We start from the raw sequence: 20,986 nt of genomic DNA, 5'->3' as shown, positions 1-20,986 counted from the left end.
GGGATGCGCCATGGTGTCCCAGGAAACCCGGCTCCGGCCGGGTTTCCTGCGTCTGCAGCAGGCGCACATGCCCCAGTCGCGTGCTCCGGTGGCCGACGCGCAACCGTCCACCATCGCCTGCCGGAATGTCAGGCCGATGACGGCGGCGCGTCCTGCCAGCGCCGACGTCCTGGCCGCCGGTAGACAGCGACGCCGGCGCGCGCCGGATTCGGCGTCGGGTCATGCCGAACTGCTAAAGTCGCACGGTCATCTGGGAGGGATCGCGTGAATGCGCTCGTGAAGGACACTGCCGTCGCCGTGGAGACGCCCGAAACCCGCATCATCGCGGCGTTGCTGGCCAAGGGCCGGCTCAAGGACGGCGACCTGGCGCGCGCGCGGCAACTGCAGCGCGAGTCCGGTGGCGGCCTGCTGGCGCTGCTGGCGCGCCTGGGCCTGGTCTCCGAGCGCGACCATGCCGAGCTCAGCGCCGAGGTCCTGGGCCTGCCGCTGCTCGACGCCAAGCAGTTGCCGGCCACCGCGCCGGAGAGCCTGCCCGAGGCGCAACCGCTGTCGCTGCGCTTCCTCAAGCAATTCCATGTCTGTCCGCTGGGCGAGCGCGACGGCGTGCTGGAGCTGTGGATGGCCGATCCGCACGACGCCTACGCCGCCGACGCGGTGCGCCTGGCCACCGGCCTGCAGGTGCTGCCGCGGGTCGGCCTGCGCTCGGAGATCGACGACCTGATCGAGCGCTGGTTCGGCCAGGGCCGCAGCGCGATGGGCGCGATCGTGGAAACCGCCGACGGCGACAGCGTCGCCGCCGACGACATCGAGCACCTGCGCGACCTGGCCTCCGAGGCGCCGGTGATCCGCCTGGTCAACCTGGTGATCCAGCGCGCGGTGGAACTGCGTGCCTCGGACATCCACATCGAACCGTTCGAGAGCCGGCTGAAGGTGCGCTACCGCGTCGACGGCGTGCTGATCGACGGCGAGAGCCCGCCGGCCAACCTGACCGCGGCAGTGATCAGCCGCGTCAAGATCATGGCCAAGCTCAACATCGCCGAGCGCCGCCTGCCGCAGGACGGCCGCATCATGCTGCGGGTGCAGGGCAAGGAGCTGGATCTGCGCGTGAGTACCGTGCCCACCGCGCACGGCGAGAGCGTGGTGATGCGCCTGCTCGACCGCGAGACCGTGGTGTTCGATTTCCACCGGCTCGGCTTCACCGACGCGTTCCTGCCGCAGTTCCGCAAGGTGCTGGAGCAGCCGCACGGCATCCTGCTGGTCACCGGCCCCACCGGCTCGGGCAAGACCACCACGCTGTACACCGCGCTGAGCCAGCTCAACACCGCCGACGTCAAGATCATCACCGTCGAGGACCCGGTCGAATACCAGATCGAGGGCATCAACCAGATCCAGGCCAAGCCGCAGATCGGCCTGGATTTCTCGCATGCGCTGCGCAGCATCGTGCGCCAGGACCCGGACATCATCATGATCGGCGAAATGCGCGACCTGGAGACGGCGCGCATCGCCATCCAGTCCGCGCTGACCGGCCACCTGGTGCTGTCCACGCTGCACACCAACAACGCCGCCGGCGGCATCACCCGCCTGCTCGACATGGGCGTGGAGGACTACCTGCTGACCTCCACCATCAACGGCATCCTCGCCCAGCGCCTGGTGCGGCGGCTGGAGCCGACCCATGCCGAGCGCTATGCGGCCTCGCCGGAGGAGATCGAGAAATTCGAGCTGCGCCGGCTGCAGCCGGAAGGCGAGATCTTCCTGTACCGCCCGCGGCCCTCGGCGATCGCGCCGACCGGCTACGTGGGCCGCACCACCATCATGGAATTCCTGGTGATGAACGACGTGCTGCGGCGCGCGGTGATGCGCCACGCCGGCATGGGCGAGATCGAGCAACTGGCGCGCGAGGCCGGCATGCGCACCATGTACGAGGACGGCCTGGCCAAGGCGCTCAGCGGCCAGACCACGATCGAGGAAGTGCTGCGCGTGACGGAGGAAACCTGATGCGCGCGGCGTGCGCTCCGGCGGTGACGACGTGTCGCTGCGCCATGCGCCGGCGGTCCGCGCTCGGGAACGCAGGGGCCGCGCACGACGCGCGTTCCCATTCCCGATTCCCCATTCCCCACTCCCAGCCCTGATGCCCCTGTACCGCTACAAGGCCCTGGACTCGCATGGCGAGATCCTGGAAGGGCAGATGGAAGCCGCCAGCGAGGCGGAAGTCGCGCTGCGCCTGCAGGAGCAGGGGCACATGCCGATGCAGGCCAGGCTGGCGGCCGAGGGCGGCGGCACCTCGCTGCGCGGGCTGTTCCGGCCCAAGCCGTTCGACGGCGCGGCGCTGGTGCAGTTCACCCAGCAGTTGGCGACCCTGCTCGGCGCCGGCCAGCCGCTGGACCGCGCGCTGTCGATCCTGCTCGAACTGCCCGAGGACGAGCGGTCCAAGCGCACCGTCGGCGACATCCGCGACGCGGTGCGCGGCGGCGCGCCGCTGTCCACCGCGCTGGAGCGCCAGCACGGGCTGTTCTCGCGCCTGTACATCAACATGGTGCGCGCCGGCGAGGCCGGCGGCAGCCTGCACGACACCCTGCAGCGCCTGGCCGAATACCTGGAGCGCAGCCGCGAACTGCGCGGGCGCGTGATCAACGCGCTGATCTATCCGGCGATCCTGGTCAGCGTGGTCGGCTGCGCGCTGCTGTTCCTGCTCGGCTACGTGGTGCCGCAGTTCGCGCAGATGTACGAGAGCCTGGACGTGGCCCTGCCGTGGTTCACCCAGGCGGTGCTGAGCGTGGGCCTGTTCGTGCGCGACTGGTGGATCGTGCTGCTGGTGGTGCCCGGGGTGACCATCCTGGCGGTGGACCGCAAGCGCCGCGACCCGGCGTTCCGCGCCAGTTTCGATGCCTGGCTGCTGCGGCAGCGCTTCGTTGGCGTGCTGATCGCGCGGCTGGAGACCGCGCGCCTGACCCGCACCCTCGGCACCCTGCTGCGCAACGGCGTGCCGCTGCTGGCGGCGCTGGGCATCTCCCGCAACGTGCTGTCGAACCTGGCGCTGACCGCCGACGTCGGCGCCGCCGCCGACGACGTCAAGAACGGCCACGGGCTGTCGGCATCGCTGTCCAAGGGCAAGCGCTTCCCGCGCCTGGCGCTGCAGATGATCCAGGTCGGCGAGGAATCGGGCGCGCTCGACATCATGCTGCTGAAGACCGCCGACACCTTCGAACAGGAAACCGCCCAGGCCATCGACCGCCTGCTGGCGGCGATGGTGCCGGCGATCACCTTGGTCCTGGCCTCGGTGGTCGGCCTGGTGATCATCTCCGTCCTCGTCCCGCTCTACGATCTGACCAATGCGATTGGGTGAGGTGCCACGCTTATGCGCCATGGCGCATGTGGCGCCGAACGCCCGGCCAGGGATGGCCGGGCCGGTGGTTCCGGCGCTCGTAGTGCTGCGCCACGGATGGCAGCGCGTGCGTCTAGCGCAGCGGATCAATGAATCGAAAGAGGCCATGCGCTTGCGAACCGCAGGTTCGCGCATGGCCGAACGCCCGGCCATGGATGGCCGGGCCGGTCTGTCCGGCGCCGGCGATGTGACGCCATGGACGGCAACGGCCTTGCCTGGTGCGTCCGCGCGGTGCCCCATGGCGCATGCGGCGCCGAACGCCCGGCCCCGTCCGGGCCTCAGGCGACTGCCACGGAATGTGACGCCGCGCGGTCCCGGCCGGGAACCTTCGGCCGCCGCCCCTGTCCCATTGCCAGCGGCGCCTTGCGCGCCGGCCGCGGCCGTGCGTGCGCGCGGCACGGATCCTCCGGCGGCAGGTGTGACGGCGTGCGTGACGCGCCGCTGTACCGCCGGCCGCCGCCGGCTGCCATCGTCACCGTGTTCGGCTACATAGGTCTTCCACCGCAAGGATCCGATGCAATGCGCACTCTCCGCCGCTCCCTGACCCGTTCCCCGTCCGCCGCACGCCAGGCGGGCATGAGCCTGCTGGAAATCATCATCGTCATCGTGCTGATCGGCGCGGTGCTGACCCTGGTCGGCAGCCGCGTGCTCGGCGGCGCCGATCGCGGCAAGGCCAACCTGGCCAAGTCGCAGATCCAGACCATGGCCGGCAAGATCGACAACTACCAGCTCGACACCGGCAAGCTGCCGTCCAAGCTCGACGACCTGGTCACCGCGCCGGGCGGCGTCAGCGGCTGGCTCGGCCCGTATGCCAAGCCCGCCGAACTGAACGACCCCTGGGGCCACCCGATCGAGTACAAGGTGCCCGGCGACGGCCGTCCGTTCGACCTGATCAGCCTCGGCAAGGACGGCCAGCCCGGCGGCAGCAGTTACGACGCCGACATCAAGTACGAGTGATCCGGCGCCGTGATCCGGGCCCCTGCCGGCGCGCTGCGCTTCGGCGTGCCGGCGTGCGCGCCGGCCGCGCGTGCGCGCATGCGCGGCGTCTCGCTGCTGGAGATGCTGCTGGTGGTGGGCCTGATCGCGATCGCCGCGCTGCTGGCGGCCTCGGTGCTGACCGGCGGCATCGACGGCATGCGCCTGCGCTCGGCGGCCAAGGAGATCGCCTCGCAACTGCGCTACACCCGCACCCAGGCGATCGCCAGCGGCCAGCCGCAGCGGTTCCTGATCGATCCGCAGGCGCACCGCTGGCAGGCGCCCAACGGCCGTCACGGCGAGGTCCCGCCGTCGCTGACGATCCGCTTCACCGGCGCGCGCCAGGCGCAGCGCCGCGAAGGGGAGGGCGCGATCCAGTTCTTCGAGGACGGCGCCTCCAGCGGCGGACGCATCGAGCTGCAGGCGCGTCAGGCGCGCTGGCGCATCGACGTGACCTGGCTGACCGGCGAAGTCACGGTCGGGCGTGCGCCGGAGCAGGCGGGCTCATGAACCGCCAGCGCGGCTACACCCTGATCGAGGTGATCGTGGCGTTCGCGCTGCTGGCGCTGGCACTGACCCTGCTGCTCGGCTCGCTGTCCGGCGCCGCGCGCCAGGTGCAGCGCGCCGACCAACTGAGCCGTGCCACGCTGTACGCGCAGTCGCTGCTGGCGGCGCAGGGCGTGGAGCAGCCGCTGCAGCCCGGACGCAGCCAGGGCACGCTGGACCAGGACCGCTACCGCTGGACCCTGGACGTGGCGCCTTACGCGGATCCGCGGCGGCCGCCCGACGCGGCGGTGGTGCCGGGCGCACCGATCCTGCTGCAACTGACCCTGCAGGTGCGTTGGGGCGATGCGCCGGCGCAGGCGCTGCAGTGGAAGACCCTGCGCCTGGTCGCCCCGCAAGGCAATGGGGTGCCGCAATGACCATGCGCGCGCCGCAGCGCGCCAGCGCGCGCGGCTTCACCCTGATCGAGGTGCTGCTGGCCACGGTGCTGCTGGTCGGCGGCCTGACCCTGGCCTTCGCCACGCTGCGCTCGGCGATGGCGATCAGTGGCCGCGGCGAGGCGATCGCCGGACGCAGCGAACGCATGCGCGCGGTCGAAGGTTTCCTGCGCCGGCGCCTGAGCGGCGCGCAGTCGCTGCCGCTGGATATCGACACGCACACGCTGCAGCCGGTGCGTTTCGTCGGCGAACCGCAGCGCATGCAGTTCGTGGCCGATCTGCCCGAGTACCTCGGCCGCGGCGGCCCCTACCTGCACGACCTGCGGGTCAGCGGCGAGGGCGACCATCGGCAACTGGCGATCGCGCTGGTGCAGGTGCAGGCCGGCAAGCAACTTACCGAGACCCCGCCGCGCCCGCCCGAGCCGCTGGCGCGCGACCTGCGCGAGGTGCGCTTCCGCTACCGCGGCCTGGACCCGGAGCGCGGCACCATCGGCCCCTGGCAGGAGCGCTGGGAGCGCACCGACACGCTGCCGCTGCTGGTCTCGATCGAGTTGCGCAGCGGCGACGGCACGGCGTGGCCGCCGCTGGTGGTGGCGCTGCGCCAGGCCGGTGGTGCGGAGATGCGGCAATGAGCCCGGCGCATCGCCACCGCGGCGCCGCGCTGGTGCTGGTGCTGTGGCTGATCGCGCTGCTGACCGCGCTGATCGGCGCCTTCGCACTGACCGCGCGCACCGAGAACCTGCAGGGCAAGGTGCTCGGCGATGGCGCCGAGGCGCAGGAGCGCGCCCGCGCCGGCCTGGAATACGCGCTGACCCGGCTCGCCGGCACCCCCACCCAGCCGGGCTGGCGTGCCGACGGCCGGCGCTACCGCTGGCAGTACGAAGGCGCCACGGTCGACCTGCGGGTCACCGACGAAAGCGGCAAGGTCGATCTGAACATGGCCGATGCGCCGCTGCTGGCGGCGCTGGTGCGGGCGGTCGGCGAGGATCCGCAGCGCGCCGAGCGCATCGCCGCGGCGATCGTGGACTGGCGCGACCCGGACAACCTGACCCAGCCCAACGGTGCCGAGGATCCGGACTACGCCGCGGCCGGCCTGCCCTACGGCGCCAAGGATGCGCCGTTCGAAAGCCTGGCCGAGCTGCAACTGGTGCTGGGCATGGACCCGGAGCTGTACGCCAAGCTGCTGCCCAACCTGACCCTGTACGGCGGGGTGTCGCGGCCGACGCCGGACTTCGCGCCGGGGCCGGTGCTGACCGCGCTGGGCCTGGACGCGCAGCAGGTGCTGGCGCAGCGCGAACGCACCGACCAGACCCAGCTCGGCATGGTCGGCATGGGCGGTGGCGGCACCTACAGCATCGAAAGCCGGGCGCGGCTGGGCAATGGCCGCGAGGGCGTGTTGCGCGCGGTGGTGCGCCCAGGCTCGTCGGCGCTGCCGGGCTCCGCCTACACTGTGTTGCGTTGGGAAGAAGGAACGACGGTGCGATGACGGCGTGGCGCGACACGATGGACAAACTTGGCGTACGCATCGCCCCCGGTGCGGGCGGGCTGCTGGCCTGGTGGCAGCGCTCGCTGATGGCGTGGCTGCCGCCGCGCTGGCAACTGCAGCTGGGCTGGTCGCAGGCGCGGCTGCTGCTGTGGCGCGAGGGCGAGCAACTGATGCTGGCGCGGCAGGTCGAGTCCGAACTGGGCGCGCCGCTGGCGCTGCCGTGGCCGCTGCTGCCCGCCGAACTGGAGGCGCTGCTGGGGCCGCGCCTGGCGGCGCTGCCGCGGGTGTGGCTGCTGCCGGCCGAGGCGGCGCTGCAACGCCGGCTGCGGCTGCCGGCGGCGGCGGCCGAGCACCTGCGCGAGGTGGTGAAGTTCGAGATCGACCGGCAGACCCCGTTCCAGGCCGACCAGGTGATCTACGACGTGCGCGCCGACGGCCGCCGCGACGACGCCCAGCTCGATGCCGAACTGGTGGTGGCCCCGCGCCGCGTGCTGGACGACCTGCAGGCCAGCGCTGGTGCGCTGCGCCCGACCCTGGCCGGCATCGACGTCGCCGGCAGCGATGGCGCGCCGCTGGGGGTGAACCTGCTGCCGCAGGAACAGCGCCACCGCCGCGCCGACCCGATGCGGCGCTGGAACGCGATCCTCGCCGCCACCGCGCTGCTGGCGCTGTGTGCGGCCGGCTGGCAACTGCTGGACAACCGGCGTGATGCGCTGGAACACCTGCGCACGCAGGTGGACAGCGGCGCGCAGCGCGCACGCGCCGTGGCCGCGCAGCGCCAGCAACTGCTCGATCTGGTCGAGGGCGCCGCGTTCTTCGACCAGTTGCGCGCCGAGCGCCCGGCCTCGGTGCAGGTCTGGAACGAACTGAGCAAGCGCCTGCCGGAGGGCACCTATCTGGAGAAGTTCTCGATCGAGGGCAACCAGTTGCAGTTGATCGGCCTCAGCAGCGAAGCCTCGTCGCTGGTCGGGCGCCTGGAAGGCTCGCCGCTGTGGCGCACGCCGTCGCTGACCGGCGTGCTGCAGGCCGACCCGGGCAGCCACCGCGACCGCTTCACCCTCACCGCCGAGCTGGCCGGCACCAAGCGCAAGGAGGCCGCCGATGCCGGTGCAGGTCGATAAGCGCGACCGCTGGCTGGCGCTGGGGCTGCTGCTGGCGGCGCTGGCGCTGGGCTACCTGGTGCTGGTGCATCCGTGGTGGACCGTGCCGATGCGCGAGGTCGATGCGCAGATCCAGGAACTGCAGCAGCGCGAACTGCGCGTGCGCATGCAGCTGCAGCAGGCGCCGCAGGTGGCGCAACGGCTGCAGCAGGCGCAGCGCGACCTGGCCACGCGCCCGGGCTTCCTGCGCGAGACTTCGGCCGAGCTGGCCTCGGCCGGCCTGGTGCAGCGCCTGGAAAGCGCGGTGGCCACGGCCAGCCCCGGCAACCGCAGTTGCGCGATCAGCAACCGCTCGCCGCTGGCCGCCGACAACCGCAGCGACCGCTTCACCCGCGTCGCGGTGCAGGTGCGCCTGCGCTGCGGCACGCCGGAACTGGCGGCCGTGCTGCATGCGCTGGAGAGCGGCACGCCGGCGCTGTTCATCGACAACCTCAACGTGATGGCGCAGCGCTACCAGCTCTCGCCGGGCGAGAGCGGCAATGGCCTGGACGTTGCCTTCGAACTGGCCGGCTACCTGCGCCCGAACGCGATGCCGGCGCCGCCGGCGGCGTCCGCCGGTCCCGACCCGTCTGCCGCGACGGCACCCGCCGCCGCCACGCCGGTGATGAACGCCGGCGGGTCCGCCGGCGCCGGGCCGAGCGAGCCGGCGTCCATGCCGCCGCCGCCGCCGCCACCGGGCACGCCCGGCGCGACCAACCCGCCGGGTGCGCCCGGCGCCGCGAATACCGCGCCGGCGGACCTGCCGCAACAGGTGGAGGGCCGCCATGCGAATTGAAGCGATGGGCCTGCGCACCGTGTGGCTGGGCACGCTGGCGCTGTGGGGGCTGCTGGTCTGGGCGCTGGGCCTGGGCGGGCTCGGCGAGCGCGTGGCGCCGCTGCCCGACGATCCGTCGATGCTGCAGCGGCTGCCGGGCTTGCCCGCGGCCACCACGCAGCGCCTGGGCGATTTCTCGCAGTACGGCGAGATCGCCGCGCGCCCGGTGTTCGCCGAGGATCGCCGTCCGCATCCGTTCTTCCTCAGCGCCGACAACGGCCAGGCCGCCGCGCCCAACGTGCGCCTGACCGGCGTGCTGCTCACCGACCGCTTCAAGATGGCGACGCTGACCACCGAGCAGGGCGAATCGCTGCGCCTGAAGGAAGGCGGCGACGCCGTGCAGGGCTGGCGGCTGCTGTCGCTGTCGCCGCGGCAGGCCACGGTCAGCGGTTCCGGCGGCACCCAGACCCTGGAATTGAAGGTGTTCGACGGCAAGGGCGGGCAACCGCCGACCGTGCTCGGCCAGGCCGGACGCGCCGCTGCGCAGGGGCAGATGCCGCCGCCGGCGTCCGCGCCCAATGGCCAGTCCAACGCCAACGCGCCGCGACCGCAAACCCCCTCCGCGTCCAACCCGGCGCCGAACCAGGCACCGACCCCGAGCGCGCCGCCGCCGTCCTCGCCGGCCCCCTCGTCGGAGCAGTTGCAGGCCATCCGCGAGCGGATCGAAGCGCGGCGCCGGCAGTTGCAGCAACAGCGCCAGAACAACCCCTCAGGTCAGAACCCTTGAAGAGTGATCGCATGACGCCGCGTCTGTTTTCCCTGTTCCTCGCCATCGGCCTGGTGGCCGGCTGCGCCACCACGCCCTCGCCGGACGTCCGCCGCGGCGCCGCGATCAACCCACAGGTCGGCGCGGCCGGCAGTACCCAGACCGACGGCGACGGCGGCCCGGCCGATCCCAATGCCTTGCCCGAGCGCGCCACCCCGGTGATCCGCCGCGGCAGCGGTACCATGATCAATTCCGCGGCCGCCGCGGCGCCGGCGCCGTCGCTGGGCAACGCCAGCAGCGGCAGCGCCACCTTCAACTTCGAGGGCGAATCGCTGCAGGCGGTGGTCAAGGCCATCCTCGGCGACATGCTCGGGCAGAACTACGTGATCGCGCCGGGCGTGCAGGGCACGGTGACCCTGGCCACGCCCAAGCCGGTGTCGCCGGCGCAGGCGCTGAACCTGCTGGAGATGGTGCTGGGCTGGAACAACGCGCGCATGGTCTACAGCGGTGGCCGCTACAACATCGTCCCCGCCGACCAGGCCCTGGCCGGCACGGTGGCGCCGAGCACCGCCTCGCCGGCCAACGCGCGCGGTTTCGAGGTGCGCGTGGTGCCGCTGAAGTACATCTCCGCCAGCGAGATGAAGAAGGTGCTCGAGCCCTACGCGCGGCCGAACGCCATCGTCGGCATCGACAGCTCGCGCAACGTCATCACCCTGGGCGGCACTCGCGCCGAGCTGGAGAACTACCTGCGCACGGTGCAGATCTTCGACGTCGACTGGCTGTCGGGCATGTCGGTGGGCGTGTTCCCGATCCAGTCCGGCAAGGCCGAACAGGTCGCGGCCGACCTGGAGAAGGTGTTCGGCGAGAACAGCAAGACCCCCAGCGCCGGCATGTTCCGCTTCATGCCGCTGGAGAACGCCAACGCGGTGCTGGTGATCACCCCGCAGGCGCGCTACCTGGACCAGATCCAGGAGTGGCTGGACCGCATCGACAGCGCCGGAGGCGGCGCGCGGCTGTTCTCCTACGAGCTCAAGTACATCAAGGCCAAGGACCTGGCCGACCGCCTGGCCGAAGTGTTCGGCGCCGGCGGCAACAACCGCGGCGACTCCAATGCCTCGCTGATGCCGGGCTCGCAGATGAGCCAGTTGAACGGCGGCGGCCTGGGCGGCTTCAACGGCAGCGACAGCAGCAGCCTGGGTGGCGGCTTGGGCAGCAGTGGCAGCAGCAGCGACAGCCTGGGCAGCAGCAGTTCCTCCGGCAGCAGCAGCGGCGGCTTGGGTAGTGGCAGCCTGCAGCTGTCGCCGCGCACGTCCGGCAACGGCAGCGTGACCCTGGAAGTGCAGGGCGACAAGGTCGGCGTGTCGGCGGTGGAGGAAACCAACACCCTGCTGGTGCGCTCCACCCCGCAGGCCTGGCGCTCCATCCGCGACGTGGTCGAGAAGCTCGACGTGATGCCGATGCAGGTGCATATCGAGGCGCAGGTGGCGGAGGTCAATCTGTCCGGTGATCTCAAGTACGGTGTCAACTGGTACTTCGAGCAGGCGGTGAATGCGTCCTCCACTGCCAACAACATCGGCTTCAGCGGCGGTGGCGCGAATCTGCCCAGCGCGGCCGGCCGCAAGATCTGGGGCGATATCGCCGGCGCCATCACCGGCAGCAGTGGCCTGGGCTGGACCTTCCTCGGCAAGAACGCAGCGGCGGTGATCACGGCGTTGGACGAAGTCACCGACGTCAAGTTGCTGCAGACGCCATCGGTGTTCGTACGCAACAACGCCGAGGCCACGCTCAACGTGGGTACGCGCATCCCGATCAATTCGGTCAGCGTCGACACCGGCCTGGGCACCGGCACCACCTACTCGTCGGTGAACTATATCGACACCGGTGTGATCCTGAAGGTGCGTCCGCGCGTGACCAAGGACGGCATGGTGTTCCTGGATATCGTGCAGGAAGTCAGTTCGCCTGGCGCGGCGTCGACCAACTGCGGCACCAGCGCCGGCACCAGTACTGCCTGCAACGTGCCGATCAACACGCGCCGGGTCAAGACCGAGGCGGCTGTGCAGAGCGGCGACACCATCATGCTGGCCGGCCTGATCAACGACAGCACCTCCGACGGCAGCAACGGCGTGCCGTACCTGAGCAAGCTGCCGGTGGTCGGCGCGCTGTTCGGGCAGAAGACCCAGAATCGGGATCGCCAGGAAGTGATCGTGCTGATCACGCCGTCGATCGTGCGCAACCCGCAGGAAGCGCGCAATCTCACCGACGAGTACGGAGCGAAGTTCGAGGCCATGAAGCCGCTGCCGGCACGCGGCAAGAAGTAAGCGGGTGAGCCTGCCCATCGTGCTGCTGGCGCTCGGCGTCGACGACGTCGCGCTGGACGCCTGCCTGGGCGCGCTCGAAGCGAACACGCCGGTCGGCACCCGGGTGTGGCTGGCCGACGATGCGCAGGCCGGCCCGCGCGGCATGCGGGTGATCGAGGCCTGGTTGGCGCGCACGCGCCTGCAGGCCGACTACACGCGGCGGCCGCGCATGCTCGGCGAGGTGGCGCACCTGGACGAGATGCTGCGCGCCTGCGGCGATGCCGACGTGGCGGTGCTGGCCGCCGACGCGCAACCCGGGCCGGGCTGGCTGCTGCAGTTGAGCGCCTGCCTGGCGCGCGATGCGGCCATCGCCAGCGCCACGCCGTGGAGCAACGCCGGTGAAGCCTGTGCATGGCCGCGACTCGGCGAGATCAATCCGCTGCCGGAGGATCCCGAGCGCCTGGCGCGGGCCTGCGCGTCCCTGCCGCCGCTGCATCCGGAACTGCCGTCGGCGGTGTGCCACGCGGTGGTGCTGCGCGGCGTGGCGCGGCAGCGCGCCGGCGGCCTGGACGCCAGCAGCTATGGCTCCTGGTATGCGGCGCTGACCGACCTGTCGCTGCGCATGGCCGGACTCGGCTGGCGCAACGTGCTGTGCGAGACCGCGCATGTCGCCTGCAGCGGCGAAGGCCGCGCCGCCGACGGCGACATGGACGCGCTGGCCACGCGCTGGCCGGCCTGGCACGCGCGCCTGGCCGGCTTCCTGATGCACGATCCGTTGCGCGCCTGCCGCGAGGAGTTGCAGCGCCTGTACGACACGCTGCCGCCGCCGGATCCGCAGCGCGCGCTGTTCGATGCCTAGTGCGTCTGGTGTCGAGGTCGCTCCCATAATTCAGCCATGGTGACAACAAGTGCAAGGGCAAAGCTTTCGCCTTGCGGCGAGTTACTTTTCTTTGCTTGTGCAAAGAAAAGTAACCAAAAGAAAGCACACCCTGCCTCGCGCCCTCCGCGCTAACGCGCTCCGGGTTCGCGTCCATCCCGGGGATCCGCGGAAGGGGCATCCTGCCCCTGCCGCGGACGGCGCACATCCCTGTGCGCCGCCCTTCGGGTGTTTCCCCGCGATGGCCGCCGCTTCGGAAGGGAACCCGGTAAGTCAAAAGCAAGGGCAAGAGCAACAATCAAAGCCAAGCGACCGCAACTCCCGCAGGGACTGGCGGTGATCGGTGTCCGGGCGCAATGAGGGAGGGAGTCTCGCCCCCTTTTTGTGGGGTCCAGTCCCGACGGCTTCCGAGGCCCGATCGTCCACCTACTCCGTTCGTCGTGGTTGCATGACAGTCGACTCCCACAGCGGCTTGCGGCGGGCCCGCCGGATGCACTGTGGGAGGGACTTCAGTCCCGACGCATTGCGCCATCGGAAAGCACGCACCGCTTTGCGCGTCGCGGCTGCATGACAGTTGACTCCCACAAACTGCGGTGCCTGATTGACATCGCCGCAGATCGGCTTATTTCGGCGGCGCGAACACATCTACCGACACTTCCAGCACGTCGTGGCGCCAGGATTCGATGTCGAACTCCACCGCGCGTCCGTCGGGATCGTAGCTGACGCGCTGCAGGCGGAAGCAGGGCGTGCCGGCGGTGGATTGCAGCAGTGCGGCCTGCTCGGCATCGAGCGTGGCCGGATACATCGACAGCCGGCTGCGCGCCTGTCGCAAGCCCAGGCGCTGGGTCAGCACCGCGCTCAGCGAGCCGGCCAGGTCGTGGTCGAGCAGGCGTGGTGCCCACGCGGCCAGGAGCGCGTTGGTCTCCAGCAGCACCGCGCGGCGCCCGATCCAGCGCCGGCGCCGCAGCACGAACACGTCGGTTGCCGGATCGTGCAGGTGCAGATGCCGGGCGAGCGCCGGGCCGGCCGGCTGGCGCTGCGCGGCGAGCAGTTCGGTCCGCGGTACGCCGCCCTGTGCGGCCACGTACTGCATGAAGCCGGCGATGCTGTTGGGATCGTGACGCACCCGCGGCGCGCTGACGAACCAGCCGCGACGGTTCTCGCGGTAGATGTGTCCATCCGATTCCAGTTGCTGCAGCGCCTCGCGCAAGGTGATGCGGGTGCAACCGAACAACGCGGCCAGTTCGCGCTCTACCGGCAGCCGCTGGTCGGCGCGCCATTCGCCGGCGGCGATGCGCCCAAGCAGCGCATCGGCGATGCGTTGGGCGAAGCCGGCGGCGGTGGCGGTGGGGAAGCTCATGTGGCGTTCTGGGCGTGGAGAAGCGTGGCTGACAAGACTACGCTGCCTGCAGGCATGCGGACGATGGATGGGTGTGCGATGTGCGCGCGGCTTTCCCGTGCCGACCGCACACCCGCCGTTCGCTTGCGCTGCGCGTTGACGACACTGGAGAAGTGAGCCACTCAGGCGATGGTGCGCGCGCGACGCAGATCCGCCTGCCACAGGCGCAGGCCGTACACCGCCAGCACCACGAATCCTGCATACAGCGCGGCAGTGGGATACAGCCCCTTGTACAGGAACACGCCGACGTAAACGCAGTCCAATACGATCCACAGGCCCCAGTTGGCGATGCGCTTGCGCGCGGCCCACACGCTGGCGACCACGCTGAACGCCGACAGCGCCGCATCCAGCCACGGCAGCGCGGCATCGGTGTGACGGTGCATCCACCAGCCCAGCAGCGCCGCGCCGGCGGCGCCGGCCAGCACCGAACGCACCCCTTCGGCCCACGGCAGCGGCCCGACCTGGACCTTGCCGTCTTCGCCCAGGCCGTTGCTCCAGCGCCACCAGCCGTAGCCCTGCAGCACCACGTACAGTCCCTGCAGCAGCATGTCCGAATACAGCTTCCACTGATAGAACAGCCACGCGTACAGCAGTACCGCCACCACGTTGACCGGCCAGCACCAGCGCACCCGCCGCGCGGTCAGCCACACACCCAACACGTTGACCAGCACGGCGAGCAGTTCGAGAGGAGACATGGTGTGGAGGCCGGGATTGGGGAGTGGGGATTCGGGATCGGGGGTGGTGCGCGAGCGCAGTGCAGTGCGCGCGTGTTGTAGGAGCGGCTTCAGCCGCGACAGGCGTTACCGGGAAAGCCCATCGCGGCTGAAGCCGCTCCTACGCTGGTCTTCGGCACAGCTGGCATTCGAGTCGTCTTGGATCAATGCATCCGTATTGGGATACTGAAAACGCATCGGATCTTGGTGCTGTAGGAGCGGCTTCAGCCGCGACCCGTCAGCAATAGCGCGTCGCGGCTGAAGCCGCTCCTACACGGGTGACGCGCCATGTTCCGCTTTTGGCTTTTACCAATCCCAATTCCCGATTCCCCATTCCCAGCTCCTCAACCAATCCCGAATCTCTATTCCCCATTCCCCGCTCCTCAAAACTCGAACTGCAACGCCAGCCGCGCCGTCCGCGGCGCACCCAGGAACAGATAATCGTCGCCTTCGTAGGCGCCGACGTCGCGCCAATAGCGCTTGTCGGTGAGGTTGTCCACGCTCAGTCGCAGCGTGGTCGGCACTGCGCCCAGGCGCGTGGTGTAGCGGGCGCCGAGGGTGTAGACGCTGTAGCCGCCGACGGCGACCTGGCCGCTGCGGTCGGCGTACTTGGCGCCGCTGTACTGCGCGCCGCCCAGCAGCGCCAGGCCGCTGACGCCGGGCACGTCCCAGCTGGCCTGGGCGCTGGCGCGCAAGCGCGGCACGTTCAGCGCCTGATGGCCTTCGTCGCCCGGCGTGCCGGTGTCCTCGGCGCGCGCGCGGATGCCGGCGACGCTGGCCTGCAGGTGCAGGCCGGCGCCCAGCGTGCCGGCGGCCGACAGTTCGATGCCGCGGTTGTGCAGGCGGCCCTGCTGCACGAACAGGAAGCTGCCGTCGGCCTGCGGCTGCGCGTACTGGTCCGCCTGGCGCATGTCGAACAGCGCCGCGCCCAGGGTCAGGCCGTCGCGCTCGTACTTCAGGCCGGCCTCGCGCTGGTAGGCGCTGGTCGGCGCGAGGATGCTGTCGGCGTTGCTGGCGAACCACGGCGCGGTGCCGCCCGGCGCCAGGCCCTTGGCGAAGCTGGCATACAGCGACAGCGACGGCTGCAGCTTGAACAGCAATGCCGCCTGCGGCAGCAGCACCGAGCGGCGCGTGCGCCGGGTCAGCATGCCGTCGCGGTCCCAGGCGCGTTCGTCGTAGCGCACCTGGCGCGCACCCAGCAGCAGTTGCCAGGCATCGCCGATGCCGATGCGGTCGCTGGCCAGCAGCGCGGTCTGCTCGCTGTCCAGGCGCCGGCGCTTGGGGCCGAGCGTGGCGTCGGCCGGCGCCAGCAGCGGCGGGTCGGCATCGATGTTGCCGCTGCCGATCATGGCGTTGATCGAGCCGTGGCGGTCGATGGTGCGATGCAGAGAGTCGACGCCGACCTGCACCTGGTGCTGCAACACGCCGGTGCTGGCGCTGCCGCTGGCGATCGCCTGCAGTTCGTCGTTGCGGCGGCTGTCGGCGGGGCTGCGGTAGTCGTAGATGTCGTAGTCGCCTTCGCGGCTGAAATGGTTGGGCACCGCGTCGCCGGCGCAACTGGCCGCGCCGTAGCAGCCCCAGGCGAAGCTGGAGTAGTCGTCGATCAGCGCGCGGCTGTGCGATGCGGCCACATGTACAGCCCAGGCGTCGCTGAAGCGGTACTCGTAGCGCGCCTGCGCGTTCAACGCCTCGATGCCGACCGGCCTGGACCACGGTTGATAGGCGAGCAGGCGATGTACCGACACCCCGCTCGGCAGTTGGGTGCCGCCGAGCAACTGGTAGCCCGGCACCGAGCGTTGCTGGCGGTCCTGGTATTCCACGTCCAGTTGCAGGGTCGATTGCGGATCGATCTTCCAGTCCGCGGCCAGCGACAGGAAGTTGCGGTGGCCGTCGGCGTGATCGACATAGCTGCGCAGGGTCTCGTGCGCGGCGTTGACGCGCAGGCCGAACTGGCGCTCGCTGCCGAACCAGTCGCCCAGGTCCACCGCCGCGCCGCGGCTGCCGTCGTCGTCGCCGCTCAGCACCAGGCTGCGCACGTGCTGCGGGCGCTTGGTCTGGTAGTCGATCACCCCGGCCGGGGTGGTGATGCCCGAGAGCACCCCGGACAGGCCCTTGAGCACCTGCACCTGCTCCTTGTTCTCCAGCGCCACGTTCTGTTCGCCGGCGATGGTCAGGCCGTTGATGCGGTAGCTGTTGGCCGCATCCAGCGAATAGCCGCGGACCAGGAAGTTCTCGTAGTAGCCGATCGGCGCGTAGCTGTCGCCGACTGCGGCGTCGGCGCGCAGTACCTCGCTGAGCACGCGCACCTGGCGGTCGGACAGCTGGCTGCGGTCGATGGTGTCGATCGCCATCGGCGTGTCCAGCAGCGGCGCATCGCCATAGCCGCTCAGGCTGCTGCGGTTCTGCGATTGCCGGCCCTGCACGTTGACCGCGTCCAGTTCGACCGGGGTCTGCGTGCTGGCGGACGGCGCCGCATCGTCGGCGGCCAGGGCCGGCAGCGGCAGGGCGGTGGCCAGGGCCAGCGCGAGGGCGTGCGGAGCGGGGAAACGGCGGGTGGGAAGCATGCGGAACGACCTCGGGCAAACGAAACGAAAGTGGGAAGCGGCAGCGCCGCGCGGTGCGCGCACGGCAGGCGTGACCGCGGACGTGTCGGTGTGGATGCGACGGTTCATGGCGCGGCCGCGGCACGCCGCTGCAGGTGCCGCAGCAGGCGCTGGCCTTCGTCATCGCCGAACCAGGCGGCGTGGCCGAGCAGGTAGCGGCGGTAGGCGATGTCGGCGTGCGCCTGCGAGCCGGTGATGCCGGCGAAGTACTCGATCTCGCTGAGCGCGAAATCGGCATGCACCAGCGGCAGCAGCGCGGCCAGCAGGCGCAGGTGCGCCGCGTCCAGCGGCAGCAGCGTCGAATAGCCGTGCAGCATCGCATCGAGCTGGTCGAGGTCGGCGACGGCGGTGCCGCCGTCGTCCAGTTGCAGCCACGGGATCAGGTTGCGCTCGATCGCGGTGGCCAGGTCGAACAGGGCGAAGGTGCGGTCGGCCAGGCCGAAATCGAACACCGCGCTGACCGTGCTGGCGGCGCCGTGGCCGCGCCACAGCAGGTTGGAGGCATGCCAGTCGCCATGCGTCCACAGCGCCGGCGGCGGCGTCTGCAGCAGCGGCCAGGCCTGTGCGTGCCAGGGCAACAGGAGCGCGCGCAGGTCGTCCTGCCAGTGGCGCGGCTGCAGCCACGCGGCCAGCGCCGGGCGCCGCGCCAGATCCTGCTCCAGCGCCTGCAACGGCTGCGGTTGGGCGAACAGGCGCAGGTTGGCGACCAGCACGGTGCTGCTGCGCGGCGGCGCGGCGTAGCCGGCGGCCGCGCGGTGCAGCGCCGCCAGCGCGTGGCCGGCGGCCGCGGCATGGGCGGTGTCGGCGAACGGCGTCCACGACATCGCCTCGCGATAGCGGTCTTCGCCCGCGCCAGCGCGCATCACCTCGTAGGTCCAGTGGCCGCGCCGCACCGCGCTGGCGCCGTCGCGGTCGCGCAGCACCTCCGGCACCGGCACGCCCTGCGCGCGCAGATGGGCGATGAAGGCGTGCTCCTCGCCCAAGGCATGCAGATCGCGCACGCGGCGGTGGTGGCGCTTGACGAACAGCGTGCCGCCGCCGGTCTCGACCTCCGCCGCCGCCGAGAACGGGCGCGGACTATGCCAGCGCAGTCCGCGCAGGTGACCGGGCAGGGCGTACTGCTGCAGCAGCGCCTCCACCTCGCCGTCGGACAGCGGCGGCCAGTCGGCGGCCACGGTCTGCGTGCCCATGCCGTGCATCTGGTGGCGGACGCTCATGCGCATGCCTCGCAGGGCAGGCGCGACCTGGCGCGCCAGACCAGTCGCCGCATGGCAGACGCGCCATGCGCGACGGCACTGCCATTGCGAGTGGTTGGTCTAGACCAGGGATGGGGAGGCCTGGGGCAGGGCCCGGTCGCGCGATCGGGAGCGGAGAAGCGGGCGCCGCCGGCATCTCGGCATGCGCGCGGGCTCGGGTGGCGCGCGCGGTGTGCGGGGTGGGGCGGCAGCCTGGGACAGGAAACAACGCTGGCCGGCATCTGCACTGGGCGAAGGAAAGGACACGGATCGCTCCGTCTCCCGCACGTGCGGGCCGCAAACGGCCGCGCAGTGCACGGGGCGCAGAGTATGCGCGGCAATCGCCGCCGCCGCCATGCCTGCTGCGCATGGGGCGGGCGGCGCATGCGGGAGACATACGGGATAATCGGCCGATGAGCGAACAGCAGATAGCCGTGGTGGTGGTGACCTACGAGAGCGGCAGCACCATCGACGCCTGTCTGCAGCGGCTGCGCGCGGCGGCCGGGGTGGCGCAGATCCGCGTGGTCGACAACGCCTCGCGCGACGACACCCTGGCGCTGGTGCAGCGGCATGCGCTGGACGATGCGCGGGTGCGCTTCATCGCCAATCCCGACAATCCCGGCTTCGCCACCGCCTGCAACCAGGGCGCCGCCGCCAGCGACGCGCCGTGGCTGGCCTTCGTCAATCCCGACCTGATGGTCGAGCGCGACACCCTGGCGCAGTTGCGCGCGCAGGCCGCTGCGCTCGGCGAGGCGCTGCTGGGCGTGGAGCAGGTCGACGAACACGGCCGCGCCGACGCCGCGGTGCGCCGCCGCGACCCGGACTTCGCGGCGATGCTGCGGCATCCGCTGGCCGGCTCGCGGCTGGCGCTGGCGGCCGACCCGGCGCAGCCGCTGCAGCCGGTGCCGGCGCTGTCCGGCGCGCTGATGCTGCTGCCGCGCGCGCTGTTCGTGCGCATCGGCGGCTGGGATGCCGGCTACCGGCTGCATGCAGAGGATCTGGACCTGTGCCGCCGGGTGCGCCAGGCCGGCGCCACCGTGGCGGTGCTGAACACTGTGCGCGTGCTGCACGTGCGCGGCGTGTCCAGCCGCAAGCGGCCGTGGTTCGTCGAGTGGCACAAGCACCGCGGGCTGTGGCGCTACTTCCGCAAGTTCGAGGCGCCCAGCCGGGCCTGGCCGGTGCGGGCGGCGGTGTGGGCGGTGATCTGGCTGCACGCCTGGGTCACTTTCGCCCGGCTGTGCTGGCGCCGCCCAGCCTGAACGAAATCGGCGCGCGCCGCGCGCGCGTGCGGCATGGCAGCATAAATTCGCTATATTGGGAAGTGCGTCACTTAACAAATGACGTGTTCCGCCGATTTCCTCCTGGACCGCGCCTGCTTTCCGGTTCGGGGGACCCCCACCAGGAACTCAACCATGCATGATTTCGACGGCGTGCGTCCGCACGCCTGCGCATCCGCCATGCCCATGCCCGGTGCCTGCCGCGCCACGCCTGCGCGCCGCGCGCGGCTGGCGCTGGCGCTGCTCGCCCTGGCGGCCGGCCCCTGCTGGGCCAGCGCCTGGGTCGACGAGGCCGGCCACGGGCTGGTGATCCTCAAGGCCAGCCATACCGATGGCGGCGCGGTGTTCAACAGCCACGGCCAGTCCGGCAACTTCCCCGATGCCGGGCGCAGCCGCCAGGACCAGCTCAATCTCTACGGCGAATACGGGCTGAGCGCGGACCTGACCCTGGTCGGCAACTTCTATTTCAGCAAGGTCGGTTACCGCAACGACAGCGGCTACGGCGACCGCCACAGCAGCGGCTGGTCCGATCAGGAAATCGGCCTGCGCTACCGGCTCGACCCGGACGGCCGCGACGGCCCCTGGCAGGGCGCGCTGCAGGTGCTGGCGCTGGTGCCCGCGTATGCGCGTCAGCGCGATGGCGAGCGGCCGGCACTGGGCCAGGGCGACTACGGCGCCGAGCTGCGCTACAGCGTGGGCCGCGGCTATCGCCTGGGCGAGCACGACGGCTATGTCGACCTGGGCACGGCGGTGCGCCTGCGCGGCGGCGACGCCTCCGACGAGGCGCGGCTGGACGTGTCCAGCGGCGTGGCGCTGGCGCCGCGCTGGATGCTGATCGGCGAGTTCAACGTGATCCAGAGCCTGGGCAACGGCAAGGGGCCGAACCGGATCTACGCGCCCGGCGACAACACGCCGATCCGCGGCAACAACTTCGATTTCAGCAAGCTGCAGGCCTCGGTGCTGTACACGTTGCCCGGCGGCACGCAGTTGCAGCTCGGCTACCAGCAGCCGGTGGCCGGGCGCAACACCGGCGGCGCGGGCGGTCCGTTCGTGGCCGCCTGGTGGCGGTTCTAGCCGTGTCCGGCGAACACGAGAGCGTCGCCGCCGAGGCGAGCGCCCCC

At 71.2% G+C, this 20,986-nt stretch carries 18 protein-coding genes and 1 pseudogene; 15 read left to right on the top strand and 4 right to left on the bottom strand.

Going from position 1 to position 20,986, the window contains the following annotated elements; genetic code table 11:
* The first annotated feature begins 10 nt into the window (after positions 1–10).
* The 13 genes and pseudogenes from J7357_RS14580 (at position 11) to J7357_RS14520 (ending at position 12,620) form a co-directional block, all read left to right on the top strand.
* Positions 11–268 (top strand): hypothetical protein, encoded by a 258-nt coding sequence (locus tag J7357_RS14580; RefSeq protein WP_209247532.1) that lies wholly within the window; start codon positions 11–13, stop codon positions 266–268.
* Positions 265–1,995 carry a type II secretion system ATPase GspE gene (gene gspE / locus J7357_RS14575; RefSeq protein WP_010343590.1) on the top strand — a complete coding sequence of 577 codons (1,731 nt, stop codon included), beginning with the start codon at positions 265–267 and terminating at the stop codon, positions 1,993–1,995. Before J7357_RS14580 ends, gspE begins: the two co-directional genes overlap by 4 nt.
* 133 nt (positions 1,996–2,128) lie before the next feature.
* Positions 2,129–3,343, top strand: a complete 1,215-nt coding sequence (locus J7357_RS14570) for a type II secretion system F family protein (protein ID WP_019799989.1) — start codon at positions 2,129–2,131, stop codon at positions 3,341–3,343.
* 558 nt (positions 3,344–3,901) lie between these two features.
* Complete coding sequence (gene gspG, locus J7357_RS14565) at positions 3,902–4,339, top strand: type II secretion system major pseudopilin GspG (protein ID WP_209247530.1); 438 nt, start codon at positions 3,902–3,904, stop codon at positions 4,337–4,339.
* A gap of 78 nt (positions 4,340–4,417) precedes the next feature.
* Entirely contained in the window at positions 4,418–4,867 is a 450-nt protein-coding gene (locus J7357_RS14560) for a GspH/FimT family pseudopilin (RefSeq protein ID WP_244667575.1), read from the top strand.
* Complete coding sequence (locus tag J7357_RS14555; protein WP_209247526.1) at positions 4,864–5,280, top strand: prepilin-type N-terminal cleavage/methylation domain-containing protein; 417 nt, start codon at positions 4,864–4,866, stop codon at positions 5,278–5,280. The genes J7357_RS14560 and J7357_RS14555 overlap by 4 nt, the downstream gene beginning before the upstream one ends.
* Positions 5,277–5,930, top strand: a complete 654-nt coding sequence (locus J7357_RS14550) for a type II secretion system protein J (RefSeq protein WP_209247524.1) — start codon at positions 5,277–5,279, stop codon at positions 5,928–5,930. The genes J7357_RS14555 and J7357_RS14550 overlap by 4 nt, the downstream gene beginning before the upstream one ends.
* Entirely contained in the window at positions 5,927–6,784 is an 858-nt protein-coding gene (locus tag J7357_RS14545; RefSeq protein ID WP_209247522.1) for a type II secretion system protein GspK, read from the top strand. Before J7357_RS14550 ends, J7357_RS14545 begins: the two co-directional genes overlap by 4 nt.
* Positions 6,781–7,905, top strand: a complete 1,125-nt coding sequence (locus tag J7357_RS14540; RefSeq protein WP_209247520.1) for a PilN domain-containing protein — start codon at positions 6,781–6,783, stop codon at positions 7,903–7,905. The genes J7357_RS14545 and J7357_RS14540 overlap by 4 nt, the downstream gene beginning before the upstream one ends.
* Positions 7,886–8,530: pseudogene (gene gspM / locus J7357_RS14535) on the top strand (type II secretion system protein GspM); the annotation flags it as partial. The gene J7357_RS14540 and the pseudogene gspM, both read left to right, overlap by 20 nt.
* A gap of 178 nt (positions 8,531–8,708) precedes the next feature.
* The gene (gene xpsN, locus J7357_RS14530; RefSeq protein WP_209247518.1) at positions 8,709–9,485 is read left to right on the top strand and encodes a type II secretion system protein XpsN; all 777 of its coding nucleotides are present in this window, start codon (positions 8,709–8,711) and stop codon (positions 9,483–9,485) included.
* A gap of 11 nt (positions 9,486–9,496) precedes the next feature.
* Entirely contained in the window at positions 9,497–11,782 is a 2,286-nt protein-coding gene (gene gspD / locus J7357_RS14525; protein ID WP_209247516.1) for a type II secretion system secretin GspD, read from the top strand.
* Positions 11,783–11,786: 4 nt separating this feature from the next.
* Entirely contained in the window at positions 11,787–12,620 is an 834-nt protein-coding gene (locus J7357_RS14520) for a glycosyltransferase (RefSeq protein ID WP_209247514.1), read from the top strand.
* A gap of 640 nt (positions 12,621–13,260) precedes the next feature.
* Here J7357_RS14520 and J7357_RS14515 read toward each other — a convergent pair.
* The 4 genes from J7357_RS14515 to J7357_RS14500 form a co-directional block, all read right to left on the bottom strand.
* The gene (locus tag J7357_RS14515) at positions 13,261–13,998 is read right to left on the bottom strand and encodes a UTRA domain-containing protein (protein WP_209247512.1); all 738 of its coding nucleotides are present in this window, start codon (positions 13,996–13,998) and stop codon (positions 13,261–13,263) included.
* A gap of 161 nt (positions 13,999–14,159) precedes the next feature.
* On the bottom strand, positions 14,160–14,732 hold the full coding sequence (gene pnuC / locus J7357_RS14510) for a nicotinamide riboside transporter PnuC (protein WP_209247510.1): 573 nt from the start codon (positions 14,730–14,732) through the stop codon (positions 14,160–14,162).
* Between the two features lie 401 nt (positions 14,733–15,133).
* Positions 15,134–17,314, bottom strand: a complete 2,181-nt coding sequence (locus tag J7357_RS14505; RefSeq protein WP_209247508.1) for a TonB-dependent siderophore receptor — start codon at positions 17,312–17,314, stop codon at positions 15,134–15,136.
* A 104-nt stretch (positions 17,315–17,418) separates the two neighbouring features.
* On the bottom strand, positions 17,419–18,570 hold the full coding sequence (locus J7357_RS14500) for a phosphotransferase (RefSeq protein WP_209247507.1): 1,152 nt from the start codon (positions 18,568–18,570) through the stop codon (positions 17,419–17,421).
* 431 nt (positions 18,571–19,001) lie between these two features.
* On the opposite strand from J7357_RS14500, the gene J7357_RS14495 reads away from it, so the two are divergent.
* The gene (locus J7357_RS14495) at positions 19,002–19,847 is read left to right on the top strand and encodes a glycosyltransferase family 2 protein (RefSeq protein WP_209247505.1); all 846 of its coding nucleotides are present in this window, start codon (positions 19,002–19,004) and stop codon (positions 19,845–19,847) included.
* 153 nt (positions 19,848–20,000) lie between these two features.
* A complete protein-coding gene (locus tag J7357_RS14490) occupies positions 20,001–20,939 on the top strand; it encodes a hypothetical protein (protein WP_209247503.1) in 939 nt (312 codons plus the stop codon).
* The last annotated feature ends 47 nt before the right edge of the window (positions 20,940–20,986 follow it).

The organism is Xanthomonas sp. D-109, from assembly GCF_017746095.1.
In the GTDB taxonomy this organism is placed as follows: Bacteria; Pseudomonadota; Gammaproteobacteria; order Xanthomonadales; family Xanthomonadaceae; genus Xanthomonas_A; species Xanthomonas_A sacchari.
Note: the sequence above shows the minus strand (reverse complement) of the source record. Positions and strands in the feature narration are given on the sequence as shown.

Coding starts and splice junctions, on each gene's coding strand:
- J7357_RS14580 (WP_209247532.1), top strand. CDS start 11: ATGGTGTCCCAGGAAACCCGGCTCCGGCCGGGTTTCCTGCGTCTGCAG.
- J7357_RS14570 (WP_019799989.1), top strand. CDS start 2,129: ATGCCCCTGTACCGCTACAAGGCCCTGGACTCGCATGGCGAGATCCTG.
- gspG (WP_209247530.1), top strand. CDS start 3,902: ATGCGCACTCTCCGCCGCTCCCTGACCCGTTCCCCGTCCGCCGCACGC.
- J7357_RS14560 (WP_244667575.1), top strand. CDS start 4,418: ATGCGCGGCGTCTCGCTGCTGGAGATGCTGCTGGTGGTGGGCCTGATC.
- J7357_RS14555 (WP_209247526.1), top strand. CDS start 4,864: ATGAACCGCCAGCGCGGCTACACCCTGATCGAGGTGATCGTGGCGTTC.
- J7357_RS14550 (WP_209247524.1), top strand. CDS start 5,277: ATGACCATGCGCGCGCCGCAGCGCGCCAGCGCGCGCGGCTTCACCCTG.
- J7357_RS14545 (WP_209247522.1), top strand. CDS start 5,927: ATGAGCCCGGCGCATCGCCACCGCGGCGCCGCGCTGGTGCTGGTGCTG.
- J7357_RS14540 (WP_209247520.1), top strand. CDS start 6,781: ATGACGGCGTGGCGCGACACGATGGACAAACTTGGCGTACGCATCGCC.
- xpsN (WP_209247518.1), top strand. CDS start 8,709: ATGCGAATTGAAGCGATGGGCCTGCGCACCGTGTGGCTGGGCACGCTG.
- gspD (WP_209247516.1), top strand. CDS start 9,497: ATGACGCCGCGTCTGTTTTCCCTGTTCCTCGCCATCGGCCTGGTGGCC.
- J7357_RS14515 (WP_209247512.1), bottom strand. CDS start 13,998: ATGAGCTTCCCCACCGCCACCGCCGCCGGCTTCGCCCAACGCATCGCC.
- pnuC (WP_209247510.1), bottom strand. CDS start 14,732: ATGTCTCCTCTCGAACTGCTCGCCGTGCTGGTCAACGTGTTGGGTGTG.
- J7357_RS14505 (WP_209247508.1), bottom strand. CDS start 17,314: ATGCTTCCCACCCGCCGTTTCCCCGCTCCGCACGCCCTCGCGCTGGCC.
- J7357_RS14500 (WP_209247507.1), bottom strand. CDS start 18,570: ATGAGCGTCCGCCACCAGATGCACGGCATGGGCACGCAGACCGTGGCC.
- J7357_RS14495 (WP_209247505.1), top strand. CDS start 19,002: ATGAGCGAACAGCAGATAGCCGTGGTGGTGGTGACCTACGAGAGCGGC.
- J7357_RS14490 (WP_209247503.1), top strand. CDS start 20,001: ATGCATGATTTCGACGGCGTGCGTCCGCACGCCTGCGCATCCGCCATG.